This window comes from Azonexus sp. (assembly GCF_036170495.1).
Classification (GTDB): domain Bacteria; phylum Pseudomonadota; class Gammaproteobacteria; order Burkholderiales; family Rhodocyclaceae; genus Azonexus.
In genome coordinates this window covers 15,752-28,131 of sequence record NZ_JAVHPH010000004.1, presented here as the reverse complement: position 1 = coordinate 28,131, position 12,380 = coordinate 15,752, and the positions used below count along the sequence as shown (strand labels likewise).

Annotated in this window: 12 protein-coding genes; 6 read left to right on the top strand and 6 right to left on the bottom strand. The window is 53.9% G+C overall.

Going from position 1 to position 12,380, the window contains the following annotated elements; translation table 11 throughout:
* Positions 1-141 precede the first annotated feature (141 nt).
* The 4 genes from ADADOO_RS00175 to ADADOO_RS00160 are packed head-to-tail and all read left to right on the top strand — an operon-like array spanning position 142 to position 3,830.
* On the top strand, positions 142-747 hold the full coding sequence (locus tag ADADOO_RS00175) for a TetR/AcrR family transcriptional regulator (protein ID WP_511274140.1): 606 nt from the start codon (positions 142-144) through the stop codon (positions 745-747).
* A complete protein-coding gene (locus ADADOO_RS00170) occupies positions 744-1,934 on the top strand; it encodes an efflux RND transporter periplasmic adaptor subunit (protein WP_511274139.1) in 1,191 nt (396 codons plus the stop codon). The genes ADADOO_RS00175 and ADADOO_RS00170 overlap by 4 nt, the downstream gene beginning before the upstream one ends.
* Positions 1,931-3,124 (top strand): ABC transporter permease, encoded by a 1,194-nt coding sequence (locus ADADOO_RS00165; RefSeq protein ID WP_511274138.1) that lies wholly within the window; start codon positions 1,931-1,933, stop codon positions 3,122-3,124. The genes ADADOO_RS00170 and ADADOO_RS00165 overlap by 4 nt, the downstream gene beginning before the upstream one ends.
* A 1-nt stretch (position 3,125) precedes the next feature.
* A complete protein-coding gene (locus ADADOO_RS00160) occupies positions 3,126-3,830 on the top strand; it encodes an ABC transporter ATP-binding protein (RefSeq protein WP_511274137.1) in 705 nt (234 codons plus the stop codon).
* Between the two features lie 150 nt (positions 3,831-3,980).
* On the opposite strand, the gene ADADOO_RS00155 is transcribed toward ADADOO_RS00160, so the two are convergent.
* The 6 genes from ADADOO_RS00155 to ADADOO_RS00130 all read right to left on the bottom strand — a co-directional run bounded on the left by ADADOO_RS00155 (position 3,981) and on the right by ADADOO_RS00130 (position 10,804).
* Positions 3,981-4,463: a hypothetical protein gene (locus tag ADADOO_RS00155; protein ID WP_511274136.1), complete on the bottom strand. Its 483-nt coding sequence runs from the start codon at positions 4,461-4,463 to the stop codon at positions 3,981-3,983.
* Positions 4,464-5,157: 694 nt separating this feature from the next.
* Positions 5,158-5,487, bottom strand: a complete 330-nt coding sequence (locus ADADOO_RS00150; RefSeq protein WP_511274135.1) for a hypothetical protein — start codon at positions 5,485-5,487, stop codon at positions 5,158-5,160.
* Between the two features lie 441 nt (positions 5,488-5,928).
* Positions 5,929-7,095, bottom strand: coding sequence for a P-loop NTPase family protein (locus ADADOO_RS00145; protein WP_511274134.1), 1,167 nt, complete (start codon positions 7,093-7,095; stop codon positions 5,929-5,931).
* Between the two features lie 149 nt (positions 7,096-7,244).
* A complete protein-coding gene (locus tag ADADOO_RS00140) occupies positions 7,245-9,230 on the bottom strand; it encodes a TnsB C-terminal domain-containing protein (RefSeq protein WP_511274133.1) in 1,986 nt (661 codons plus the stop codon).
* 38 nt (positions 9,231-9,268) lie between these two features.
* A complete protein-coding gene (locus ADADOO_RS00135; RefSeq protein ID WP_511274132.1) occupies positions 9,269-10,456 on the bottom strand; it encodes a PDDEXK family nuclease in 1,188 nt (395 codons plus the stop codon).
* Between the two features lie 108 nt (positions 10,457-10,564).
* On the bottom strand, positions 10,565-10,804 hold the full coding sequence (locus ADADOO_RS00130) for a BcepMu_gp16 family phage-derived protein (protein ID WP_511274131.1): 240 nt from the start codon (positions 10,802-10,804) through the stop codon (positions 10,565-10,567).
* 84 nt (positions 10,805-10,888) lie between these two features.
* Here ADADOO_RS00130 and ADADOO_RS00125 point away from each other — a divergent pair, with 84 nt between their 5' ends.
* Positions 10,889-11,326, top strand: a complete 438-nt coding sequence (locus ADADOO_RS00125) for a helix-turn-helix domain-containing protein (protein WP_511274130.1) — start codon at positions 10,889-10,891, stop codon at positions 11,324-11,326.
* 126 nt (positions 11,327-11,452) lie between these two features.
* Complete coding sequence (locus ADADOO_RS00120; RefSeq protein WP_511274129.1) at positions 11,453-12,340, top strand: TniQ family protein; 888 nt, start codon at positions 11,453-11,455, stop codon at positions 12,338-12,340.
* The last annotated feature ends 40 nt before the right edge of the window (positions 12,341-12,380 follow it).

The following is a 12,380-nucleotide window of genomic DNA, read 5'->3' as shown; positions in this document are numbered from 1 at the left end:
CCGGCCTTAGCTTATTCCTGCCCGGTGGCTGTCCAAACGACCGGGACCACCGCACCCTGGGTTGCACGCTACGTGAAGCATATTAGGAAAATATGAATTAGGCGCTTATACTAGTAAGTGATTTAATACTTACAAGCGCCCATGTCTATCAACCCTCGTCAAACCACCGAGTCACGCCAGGCAGAAATCATCGCCACCATGGTTCGGCTCTCGGCCGAGCGCAGCCCTGCCGAAATAACGACTACGGACATTGCCAAAGCCATGGGGGTTACTCAAGGGGCGCTTTTTCGGCACTTCGCCACCAAGGAAGCTATCCGCCTGGCCGTGGTCGAATGGATAGATGAGCATTTGATGTTCGAACTACTGGCTGCCAAAGAGCGCTCCCCTGATGCGCTGACTGCCCTCAAGGCCATGTTCATGGCTCACGTCGGCTTTGCCAAAGCACACCCTGGAGCGCCTCGCCTCATTTTTGGCGAGCTTCAGCAACCTGCTTCATCCCCCGTCAAGCAGCGGGTTCAGCAAATCATGCATCGCTATCGGCAAACCCTTTCCCAAACCCTGGCCGCGGCTATTGAGGCGAAGTTGATTCGCGCCGATGTCGATTGCCCGTCGGCGGCAGCCTTGTTCCTTGGGGCCATTCAGGGCTTGGTCATTCAATCCATGCTGAGCGGAAGCACCGAACAAATGAAGCAACAGGCTGTGGGCGTATTGGAACTCTATCTTGCCGCCCTTGGGGTCAAGTCATGAAGCTAAATGGTTTTCGCAGTCGCAAGTTTGGCCTGGTGGCTTTTGCCGTGCTTCTTCTGCTCGGATTTGGCTTTGTGCTCGCCCGGTCAGGCCCGCTGGCGCCAACCAAGGTCACCATCACCCGGGTCGAAACTGGCAGTCTGTCATCATCCCTGTTCGGCATTGGCACGGTCGAAGCACGACGCAGCTATTTTATTGGACCCACCGCTGCTGGTCGCGTCAAAGCAGTTCATGTCGATGTGGGTGAGCAGGTAAAGGCCGGACAGCTGCTGGCAGAAATTGACCCCGTCGACCTGGACGAACGACTACGTTCGCTTGAAGCCTCATACGCTCGGGCGTCCAGCGCGGTTTTGGCGGCTGACGCTCAGCGCAAGGATGTTCTGGCCCGCCAGACGATTGCCGGCTTGAATGCCAGGCGCTATCGCGACCTTGGCGACAAACAATTCGTCAGCCCGAGCGCGGTTGAGAGCAAACAACAGGAACTGACCTCGGCTAATGCAGCCGTCGATGCAAGCGATGCCAATCTGCAAAGTGCCCGGCAGGAGGTCGTCCGCCTGAAGGCTGACCAGGATGCTTTGCGGCAGCAACGGAATAACCTGCGCCTGGTCGCGCCCGTTGACGGCGTGCTGACCAGTCGTGACGCGGAAGCCGGCTCGACGGTCATTGCCGGCCAGTCGGTGCTCAAGTTGATAGAGCCCAGCAGTCTCTGGGTCAAGGTCCGGCTGGACCAGGGGCGGTCCCGCGGGCTGGCTGCTGGACAAGCCGCAAGCATTGCCCTGCGCAGCAATCCGGGAATGCCATTAACCGGCAAGGTAGTCAGGATTGAACCGGTCAGTGACAGCGTGACCGAGGAGCGCATCACCCTGATTACCTTCGACCAGATTCCGCCAGGCCTCAGTATTGGCGAGATGGCCGAGGTGACCGTTCAAACGGCAACCAATCAATCTGGCCTGACACTGCCCAATGCAGCCATCAAACAAATGCCTGAGGGTTCTGGTGTCTGGAAACTACGCGATGGCAAGCCCGTCTTTGTCGCCATCAAACTCGGCACCAGCACTCTGGATGGTTCGGTGCAGGTACTGGAAGGACTTGGCGCAGGTGACGAAATCATCGTTCACAGCGAGCGCGAGCTGTCTGAAGGTAGCCGCGTCAAAGTTGTCGAACAACTGGCAGGACAACGCCAGTGATAAGTCTGGCCGGGCGCGACATCCTGCATTCCTGGTCGAAGTTCGTGTTGACCGGAATCGGTCTTGGCTTGCTGATTGGCGTGACGCTGACCATGGCCGGGGTTTATCGAGGCATGGTCGATGATGCCAAGGCGCTTCTCAACAACAGTGGCGCTGACTTGTGGGTCGTTCAGCAGGACACGCAGGGGCCGTATGCGGAGTCCTCGAGCATCCATGATGACGTGTACCGCTCCTTGCTCAGCCTCTCTGGCGTGGCCCGTGCCGCCAACGTGACTTATCTGACCATGCAGGTTCGTCTGGACAATACCGATGTGCGCGCCATGGTCGTTGGCTTCGAGCCGGGCCAGCCGGGAGAGCCCGGCTACCTGATTGCCGGACGTCACATTACCCGTAACCATTACGAAGCTGTGGTTGACATTAAAACCGGGTTCCAGCTGGGCGATAGCATTCGGATTCGTCGGCACGACTACCTGGTCGTCGGCCTGACCAAACGCATGGTGTCGTCCGGCGGCGACCCCATGGTCTTCATTCCGCTGAAGGATGCCCAGGAAGCCCAGTTCCTGAAGGACAACGATGCCATCCTCAATGAGCGGGCGAGAACAGCGGCCAATCCCACGCTGAATCGCCCAGGGGTGCCGGGTTTGCTCGAGGCCATCCAGGCATCACAGAACGCCAATCGCAACGTCAATGCCGTGCTGGTTCAGGTGTCTCCTGGAAGCCAGCCCGACACGGTGGCAAATCAAGTCAGGCGCTGGAAGCACCTGCAGGCTTTCACCCGGGTTCAAATGGAAGAGATTCTGGTGGCCAAGCTCATCGCCACCTCGGCCAAACAAATCGCGATGTTTCTGGTCATTCTCGCGGTGGTCAGTGCGGCCATCGTCGCGTTCATCATTTACACAATGACCTTGGGCAAGATTCGTGAGATTGCCGTTTTGAAGTTGATAGGCACGCGTAACCGGACCATTGCCGGAATGATTCTTCAGCAGGCGCTGGGCCTGGGGCTTATCGGTTTTCTGGTAGGCAAGGTTTCGGCAACCGTATGGGCGCCATTCTTTCCCAAGTATGTTCTGCTGGAGCCAGGCGATGCAGTGCGCGGCTTTGTGGTGGTCATGGTCATTTGTGCGCTGGCCAGCACGCTGGCGATTCGGGCTGCCCTGCGCGTAGACCCGGCCACCGCCATTGGAGGATGAGATGGACGGTTTCGGCATTCGTATCGAAGGTTTGAGCAAGCGCTACGGTGAGGGCGATACCGCAGTCGACGCCTTGAAAGAAGTCAATATGACCGTCGCCCCAGGAGAGGTGGTTGGCTTGATTGGCCCCTCTGGTTCCGGAAAAAGCACCTTGCTCAAATGCCTGGGCGCGGTGATTGAGCCGACAACCGGCAAGATGACCCTGGGTGATGAGGTCATCTACGACAATGGCTGGAAGATTCCGGACCTGCGTGCCTTGCGCCGCGACCGAATCGGGTTCGTATTTCAGGCTCCCTACCTGATTCCATTCCTCGATGTCATCGACAATGTGGCCCTGTTACCCATGCTGGCAGGCAGACCGAATGGGGAATCGAGAAAGCGTGCGCTCGAGTTGCTTGAAGCGCTGGATGTCGGGCACCGCGCCAAAGCCCAACCATCGCAACTGTCGGGCGGGGAGCAACAACGCGTCGCCATTGCCCGAGCTCTGGCGAATCAGCCGCCCGTCATCCTCGCCGATGAGCCGACGGCTCCTTTGGATAGCGAACGTGCCTTGAGTGTCGTGCGCATCCTCAATCAGATGGCACAGCAGTTCAATACGGCCATCATCGTGGTGACCCACGATGAGAAAATCATTCCTACCTTCAAGCGGATTTACCACATACGAGACGGCAAAACCTTTGAAGAAAAAGGCCTGGCGCTGAACTGAGTCTCAGATAGGCGGGCAGACAATGCCCTATTTCAAGCAAAATCAGATGCCGCGTCCGTTTTGCCCGCCTCTCCTGGCTGCAAGTATTGGTGGCTAACTATTTGCAGAAGACTAATCAACCAGAGTTCATCCCTGGCGCATCATGATTCTTCAGCCTTTGGCGGCCTTCCACCCCGTATGCTGGAAATATTTCCCATATGCCTTCAGAGCTTCAAGTGCTTGCACCGCGCCATCGTGGGGGGACTTTGAAGTTTTTCCTCTCATGGTCTCGGCGCCTTCCATCAGGTCTGCAATAACCAAGTGAAGCATCGCATCAGCCTGGGGCTCGAGTTTGCAATTCTGTATTGCATAAGCCACCTTTTCACTGATTGTCGTCGCTAATGCTTGATAGTCGTCGTTGCCATATTGATTCTTGTGAATCGCCGGTATTGCCTTCGCCATCGCTTGATTGATGTCGTTCATAGCCTGACGCAGCGGCTCATCAGTTGCCCATTTTTTTCCAGCGTTAAGATGGAGCTTTGTCGGTTCGGCACTCCCATGGCTATGGTTGTGTGCGGAACTTTCAGCTGCGAGGATATTGGGCGAAGCTCCAAGCGCAATGGCAGTCAGAACTACAGCGAATATGGTTTTCATCGGTTCTCCTGTGGCATGGGTGAAATATCCAACTAATATAGTCAACTAATCTTAACGCAAGCTTAAAACCAAGACGGGTTTCCGTGGCTCGTTGAGTCCGCCAGCCGAAGATATTTTCAGCCCAAGTTCAATCGTTCTTGGAATGACCGATATTGGCTTTTTCTATTTTCATTATTCTCTGCGCAATTCTTAAAGAACTGATACACCGGAGTTTGGCGTAGGCTTCGCGGCGGGTATCAGAGCTAACCGGAAATTCAAGTGACTACTGATATTGACAGGAAACCGTCCGCTTCTGGCCGGGTGCTGAAATCCAAGTCGCCACCTTCAATGGCCGGACTTTAGCGGATACCTGCCGGTCAGGAGAAAAACCAGACTCGGGCCGGCGAAAGGCCGCTATTGCTTCCCTTGACCGACCGGCGAACGGCAGCTTCCATTTGTTGGCAATGACGGCAATGGGTCGGAACGCGAACTAGCTCTCTCCAGTTTCATCGCCGTAAAGCCGCCGTTGGAGTTTGGCTTCCCGGAAACGGACCTTGGTCACTGGGTGCAGGCGACCCTTTGCGGACGTAGCTAGATTTGTAAAGCGGTCGTTCCGGAACGTGCTAGCTCCGCCGACGATAGGCAGTGCAGCTGGCCGATGGTCGGCAGGAGCGGAGGGTTGGGCGTCGGCTTCACTTCTTGGTAGCTATCATCTTCACAATGTCTTGCCAAGGAAGGCTTTGAATGTCTTTGAGAAATGTTGGACTGGGGGCTGCGCGACAAACCCCGTATTTATCTTGGAGAGCACCAGTGAGGTGGTCACAGCACTGCGCAGTGTATTCGTCCTTCCCTCCTGATTGAGCACACCGGAAATATAGCCGAGCGCGAACTTCGTCAGGAATGTTAGGGTCTGTTGCGGCAGGCAAGCAGATACCATCTGGAAAAGCCCCTCGGGAGCATGCGGTTTTTGGTGTTTCTTTAGTCGCTGACGGCGAAATACACTTCCCCGCTTCACAAACACGGTCTCCCTTGCATTGGGTGTCATATTCGCAGCCTTGTGCAAAGACTGCGCAGGAAAAGGTGATACCAATAACGGATGCCAAAATGCTGTACTGAGTTTTCATTGTCGGTCTCCTTTGGTGTTTCAGTGCTACTGGATGCAATGGGCTCGAAATGACACCCAAAAGGCAAGGGGCGGCGTCTGGTCGAGTGCGGAAATCTTGGACCCACAACAAAACATTTTCCGACTCTCAGCCATGACAAAGACTTGCAACTTAGGTTCCGGACAGCACAAATAAATAATGCTTACAGCTTGAGCGTCGGCTTTGAGGACAATTCACCCAGCGGCCGGTCCTGGCCGGATTGAGGCAATCAGGGCTTCAATTTGCTCACCGAATAGCGGACATTGAGCCAGCCTCGACGAAACCTTTGCTATTGAAATTAAATGGCTATGTTGACCGGCGGCAGTTGGCCGGCAACTGCCTGATTATGTATTTTCGTCAAACCAACGAGCATCCTCTTTCAACTGCTCTGCTAGCGATTTTTTCATATCGATTGAAACAACTTTTGGCGCTTTCCGCTTCTGTGCTGGTAACGAGCGGGTAGCAATTGCTTTTAGCGCATCTCGCTCCCCTGCGTTCAGGGAAGCCTCGATGGCGGCACCAGCCACACTCTCCTGTCGCCTCGCCGAAAATGTCTCAGAGGAATCCGAGAGTGGCGCTATGTCGAGCGGACACCAGAGGTCTTTGTGGCGCTTTTGCAGTTCAACAGAATAAGGCAGCTTTGCCAGAGTTTCGATGTCTGCCCTGTACCCCGCGTATTCTCGTGACTTGTAGGCTATTTCAAGCTCTCGAAGGCCTACTGCCCTGCCGGAGTCCATTGCGCGACGAAACGCAACTTCAAGCAACCGGTTCTCTGCCCGGTTGATGCCCCCGGTCAATTGGTGAATCGCCCCAGCATCTGCTTCTGCGTTAAATTCAAACACGCTGGGTGCAATGCATTTATGCCTTTGGAGCATGCCAACCCAATCGCTACTATTTGGAGGCTCAGGAAATAACCCCCAAACGTTGCTCAAGAGACGCTGCTTGTCCTCCTGGTTACGCCGGAGCAACTTATGCAGCATGCTGAAATTCGAGATAAAGACGACGGGGATGCCGACATAGCCAACCAGCATTAATAGTTGCACAAGTCTAGCGTTAGCTTTGTCGCTTTGCGTCAGGAACTGAAATTCATCAACACCCAGCAATGCCCAACCATCCCTGTATGCCCGTTTTCTCGCAATACGCATCAGGGTGCGCACCTCACTTTTTTGCCCAGTCAGTGCGACCAGCATGTCTGTTGCAGTACCGTTGGCCTGCACAGTCACAATTCGGCAGCCCTCCAGTCGAAACTTTGTTTTGTCCTCAGCCGTAATGCTCGAGTCAGGTTGCATCAAGCGTCTGAACGCTTTGAGCAATTGGCTTTTACCTATGCCGGCCAACCCCGTCAGGCACATCGGAAAACAAAAGGCAGGAAAAGGAATATCCTCCCGATATACCGTTTCCAGGAATTCTCTCAGGCAGTGGTAGTGGCTGTGGCAGTGGTCAAGAGCGAGTCCTATCCATTCGTAGAGAATTTCAACGCATTGCGCACTGGCAAAAAACAACTCCTCCAAGCGCCTCTTGAATTCTCGGGTAGCTAGAACAGGCGATAGCAGCTCAGGTTCGGTGAAGAGCCGGGGAGCCACTTCGACCCTTCGCCGAATCTCATCTCGATTGAGTAACAGGGTGAATCGCTCGACCCAAGGATTTTCTGAGGAATGGGTCATGCCGACTTACGCTTTGCCGTCTGCTGCTGCACCTCCAGCACCTCTTGGCGCGATGATTCATCCTTCTTCGGGCGACCGTACTTACGCTTGCCTTCCTGCCATTTAACTCCAGTTTGCGACTCAAAACACTCTATGAAATCAGTGGTAGCTGCCGACACGTGAACCCTGAAAGCCGAATTTACTTCTGCCCTGGCTTCATTCCATTGCTCCACTTCTGTGCAGGAGATGTATAACAACTCTTCGTCCTCGCGAATCTTTAACTGGGCGTCGAGCAGCAATATCTGGCGGTCAACCTCAATCCAGATGTGCCTGACACAAAGGTCCATCATGTAGCCTTGGATAGCCACCTCCGACTGACCGGCCCTAGCAATGCGCTTAAGCAATCCGGACTTTCTGAGCTCCTTTGAGTCATATCGGCGACCATCCAGGAAAACCCCATCCTTGTTGGCCTTGAGCTTCACGGGCGTAAGAAATGCCCGGACAGCATCGTCTATGCTCATGGGGTTCGCTGAATTCCTTAATCTGGCATCGTAATGGTTCCAGAGGGCATGCGGTGTCGGTGGAACAAATGCCAGCTCTCTATCTATCTCCATGCGTGCCGACATGTCGGCCGTGTGGTTGTATTTGACCAGTTGCACAATTTCACGCCGGCACAAAGCAACCGGTGTGTAGTCGCTCTCGACATAAGTGGGCTGGCCCTCAAACTTCACATCACGCGGGTGAGATGATTCAATCGTTGCCTTCGACTGTCCGGACCAGGACTCAACAAGGTTTCGAATAACAGACCTAGCTGTTTCGTCGACCAGATTCAGGCTTGAGCCAGGTCCACGGTCCACTTTGAAATGCGGTGGCAAGCCTTGGCTCGCCCACTCCTCTCGCTTAAATTTCAAGCCCCAGAGGCGACAGAAGTAGTCCTTCGGAACAGCCATACAGAACATCATCATGCGGTATGCGGTTCCGTCTTCAGAACCAAATGAAAAGCCAATACCGAGCTTCATCCCGGACAACAGGTCACGACTGGTGACGACGCACAACGGTTTTAGAACGCTGCCTTCCAGATACCCCCTGGGACGTTCCGTAGTGAAGTACCCATCTGACTCGACCTTTTCCATCAAATTGGCGACATCCGCTGAATAGTTGCCCATGGATGGCGCCAATCTGTTCCGATGACGGGCGGAGCCATAACGATTCTTTTGGACAGTTTCGATGCCATAAGTTTTGCCGATTTGGTAACGGAACTGGCGCTGTGTCGGAAAAGGCTTGCCTTCCGGGTGTGCGTAAACCTTCATTCCAGATGGTTGCAAAAGGACAACACAGCCGAACTCCTTGCGCATTGTCTCTTCATAGATTGCTAACATCGACTTGCCTAGGCCAAGATATTTCACGTATGCCTTGTCACAGCGCTTGGCCATGTCCAGGGACATGCCATAGCCGTAACGTCTTCCATGAGCTTTTGAGGGTGCCCCCATCTTCTTTGGGGCCAACCTCTTTCGGTCCCAATGCCCCGCCCTTTGGAATGGCGGTAACAATGACCAGAAATTGCGTCCGAAACACAAATAGGTAAGGACCCACAAACGGAATCTAGTCACATTTTGTGGTGGGTTGGCTTGCCGAGCATAACGATTCAGTTCCTCTACAACATTGTCTGTAAGCAAAATTTTGGGCATGTCGTCGACAGCCTTCGCGATAATCAGCAATCGTTGCTCTATTCGCTGGGAGTGCGGCACCTTCCCTCGCTGGCGCTCGGCGTCCCGGAGTCCCAGGTTCTCTCCCTTAAGAGATTCAAGCCAGGGCGGCAGGGTCGGCTGCGGCTCGGCTAGTAGTATTTCTCTGCGCGCCGTTGCCGCAATAAAGTCATTACTTTCGAGGGAAATCAGTTGGGCTTGTGCTGCCCCCTTCGCCCCCCAGGAGAACCGAACCAACAAAACTCTGTTGGAAGCGGCATTGTTAGCCAAGAAATGGTGCGCCATATCTTTGGGCAACGACCCATATCCTTCGGGAGCAACCAGACAGGTTCCGACTAACACGACGCCACCTCACCAAACCAATTGGCATATACGTCGATAACATCCCGTGTTTCTGGACTCAACGGCCGGTTAATCAGGATGGGCTGAAAGAGGTCTACTCGGAGGCGGCGGAACCATATGGCCTGATAAAGAACATTCCGACAATCGTCGAGTGAATATTTTCCAGCGCCAGTCAAACGAGCGATGAGCTCAAGCGCCGGAACGCCACTCTCGACGCAGACCCTGAAGCGTTCAATCAGCTCCTCTTGCTCGCCCCGCGGAAGAGATACCTTCCGGCTGTGATGCAGAAATAGTTGCCGAAGATTGGAGCGAACATGCTGGTCAATTGCATCCGCTGCCAGAAAAACCGTTCGAATACCGGCATCCTGGTAATAGTTACGCTCAAGCTCATGCCGAACCAATAAATCCTCAGCCAGCCGCCCCTTCGGAGTGATGAAGCGCTTGCATTCGAGTGGCCGCTTAAATGCATCCTCACTGTCTTTGATTGACCAATTGAGGGCATAGCAACGACCATTTTTCGCTCTCATTGCCCAGAGAAGGTCACCAATAAATGGAAAGACCACCCATCGATAGCCGCCAATAGCTTCGGCATCCTTGATTCTGACCTTGGGGAGCGCCTCTAGGTAACCAAGCCGCTCGGCGACATCAACAATACCCTTAAGGGGCAGTAGGCCGACAGGAGATGCCAACTCGAAATTGTGAAGGGGATGGGGACTCCCTCCTCGCGAAAATGCCCGCTGCTCTTGGAGTCCAACAGAATTGGGATGGTACAAACCAAGAATTGCCGCCATACATTCAGCGAGCGATAGCAGATGTACCTCTCGCTTATCGAGTTTTTCAGGTGTAATTGTCAGCGCATGCGAAATAGAAGGGGCCTCTCCCCGCACAGCCAGAATCGATGGGACATAGTTTTTGTCCCAAGTGGGATTTGATTGACGCTTTGAGATGCGCCGTAGCTTCTTTTCACTCGGCGTGCGCTTGGCTCGCGTTTTATTAGTCGACAAATCATCAGCAGCTAGCTGCTGAGCCTGCAGTTGTTGCTCTAATTGCATGATGGCAATCTCCAAATCAAACGTTTTCTTGGGCACAGGGCATCCTTTCTTGCCTGCCGAGCATGAAAAAAGATGCAATAAGGCCTTGACTCGCCTGATTGGATTGGAGATACTGAAAGCGCCAACCATCAGTATTTCCTGCGCAAGCAGGCGAAGCCGGATAAGCCGAAAGGTGAGTCCGGTTTTTCGTTTCTACATTTCTTGTTTCCTCCTGACCTTGTTCTTGCTAACCTGGGCTCAACCCAGGCGGGCTATTAATTCCTGGACGCTAACGATGGAGCCCTGCTTAATGCCGAGCGCCACTGCAATTTGATGGCTTTGACCCCGAAGGCACTTCCGGCGGCCTTCGAGAACCTGATACACAAGCGATGTCGAGAACCCCTTGGCCCGCGCCCACTCGGCAACTGAAATCCCGCTATCCTCAAAAACGGCACGTACGCACTTGACAGAATGTATGCTCTGAGGTATATTAAACATGGATATCACCATAATTGCATGTTAATTCATGCACATTACCATACTAAGCCATAGCTGTGTCCACTCTTGGGCAGGGGGTCGCACATGTCCAAACTTATCTCTACAATTCCTAATGGTTTTGGGATACGCCTCACCGAAGAGCGTAAACGGCTGGGGCTAAGTCAGTCTCAACTGGCGGAGATTGGCGGGATTAAACGCTTGGCACAAAGCCAGTACGAGCGGGAAACCAGTTCGCCAACCGTGCGCTACCTGGCCGCGATAGCCCAAGCAGGCGTCAATCTCACTAAAATTCTCTTCTGTGATTTACCGTCAATAGGACAACTGCCCAACAGCGACCAATACCGTTTAGAACGGCAGGCATTTGAACTCGTAGAGGAGCACGTGCGTCAGCAGCCGGAAGGCTTTTTGGGAGCTGAAGCTCGTTTCGCTTTGTTCCAGTTGTTTAAGTCGCAGTTGGCAAAACAAGCGGTCAACGGCGTAGCAGACCAAAGACTTGGCGCCAGCCAAAAAATCGCTGCCTGACTCCCCCCTGGGCTACAGCGCAAGTACCGTAGAATGGGGAGAGTTGCCGTTCGGCAAACCAACCATTCAATGTCCCGCTGAGCCTCTGAGCGCATCCCTCATGCGCCTCAAGCTGAGTGCAATCCTATGACTATCCTGCCCACCGTGATGCCGGATGAGTTCGTGCTTGGCTATTGGGGACGAGTTCATATCCTCAATTTCTTTGGCACGCCAACTCAGACGGTCGAAGCACTGATTGAATATTTCGCGCTACCACCCAGTCGCACTCAACGAATAGAAGCGCTGGCGCTCGCTGCGAATACAGACGTCCAAAGTTTCGTTCAAAATCACACGCTCATTCCTGCGCACAGCGCCATCACATTCGAATTTTCAGGCCTTCCTCACGGCAGTCCAAAATTCAAAGCGCTCATCAAGCAGTGGTGGCAACTGACACAAAAACCCGGAGCCTATTTCTGCCCACAATGCGCGGCTAGCCAGCACGCTCGCTGGGGATACGCCTATTGGCAGAGATGCCATCAATTACGGGGAGTAAGTTGGTGCTCAAAACACGGCGAGTCACTTCTGCGCTGCCCCGAAAAGGCATTCTTAAACGACACCCCCTGCACCAATCTAGCTACAGGCACCTTTCCAGGGGCGCAACCGGAAACCACCTACTGGCCGGTGCTAACGCGCTATTCGGAAATCATGCATGCCTTTCTGACGAGGACAGTCCGCACCAGAATGCGCGACGTCTCGAAGACCCTGCGTTTGGTAGCAGCCAACAAATCCATCAACACAGGCAACAACCCTGAATGCCAATTCCTCAGTGACCTTGCCTTGGGGCTGTTACCTGGCTGGTGGCTCGAAGAAACATTCCCTTCGATAAATGCGAAACAGCCCGGCACCCCTTTTCCAGCACTCGACAACACCGTGATGGTTCGGCATGCCCAGCCCCATGCATTCGCACTCGCAATGGCACTCATCTACGAATCTAGCGACGAAGCACTTGCAAACCTCCCCCACTATGTGAGCTGAAGGGTCACACTCTCAAAGGCTTAAAGTATAGTATTTCATA

Coding starts and splice junctions, on each gene's coding strand:
- ADADOO_RS00175 (WP_511274140.1), top strand. CDS start 142: ATGTCTATCAACCCTCGTCAAACCACCGAGTCACGCCAGGCAGAAATC.
- ADADOO_RS00170 (WP_511274139.1), top strand. CDS start 744: ATGAAGCTAAATGGTTTTCGCAGTCGCAAGTTTGGCCTGGTGGCTTTT.
- ADADOO_RS00160 (WP_511274137.1), top strand. CDS start 3,126: ATGGACGGTTTCGGCATTCGTATCGAAGGTTTGAGCAAGCGCTACGGT.
- ADADOO_RS00155 (WP_511274136.1), bottom strand. CDS start 4,463: ATGAAAACCATATTCGCTGTAGTTCTGACTGCCATTGCGCTTGGAGCT.
- ADADOO_RS00150 (WP_511274135.1), bottom strand. CDS start 5,487: ATGACACCCAATGCAAGGGAGACCGTGTTTGTGAAGCGGGGAAGTGTA.
- ADADOO_RS00135 (WP_511274132.1), bottom strand. CDS start 10,456: ATGGTTGGCGCTTTCAGTATCTCCAATCCAATCAGGCGAGTCAAGGCC.
- ADADOO_RS00130 (WP_511274131.1), bottom strand. CDS start 10,804: ATGTTTAATATACCTCAGAGCATACATTCTGTCAAGTGCGTACGTGCC.
- ADADOO_RS00125 (WP_511274130.1), top strand. CDS start 10,889: ATGTCCAAACTTATCTCTACAATTCCTAATGGTTTTGGGATACGCCTC.
- ADADOO_RS00120 (WP_511274129.1), top strand. CDS start 11,453: ATGACTATCCTGCCCACCGTGATGCCGGATGAGTTCGTGCTTGGCTAT.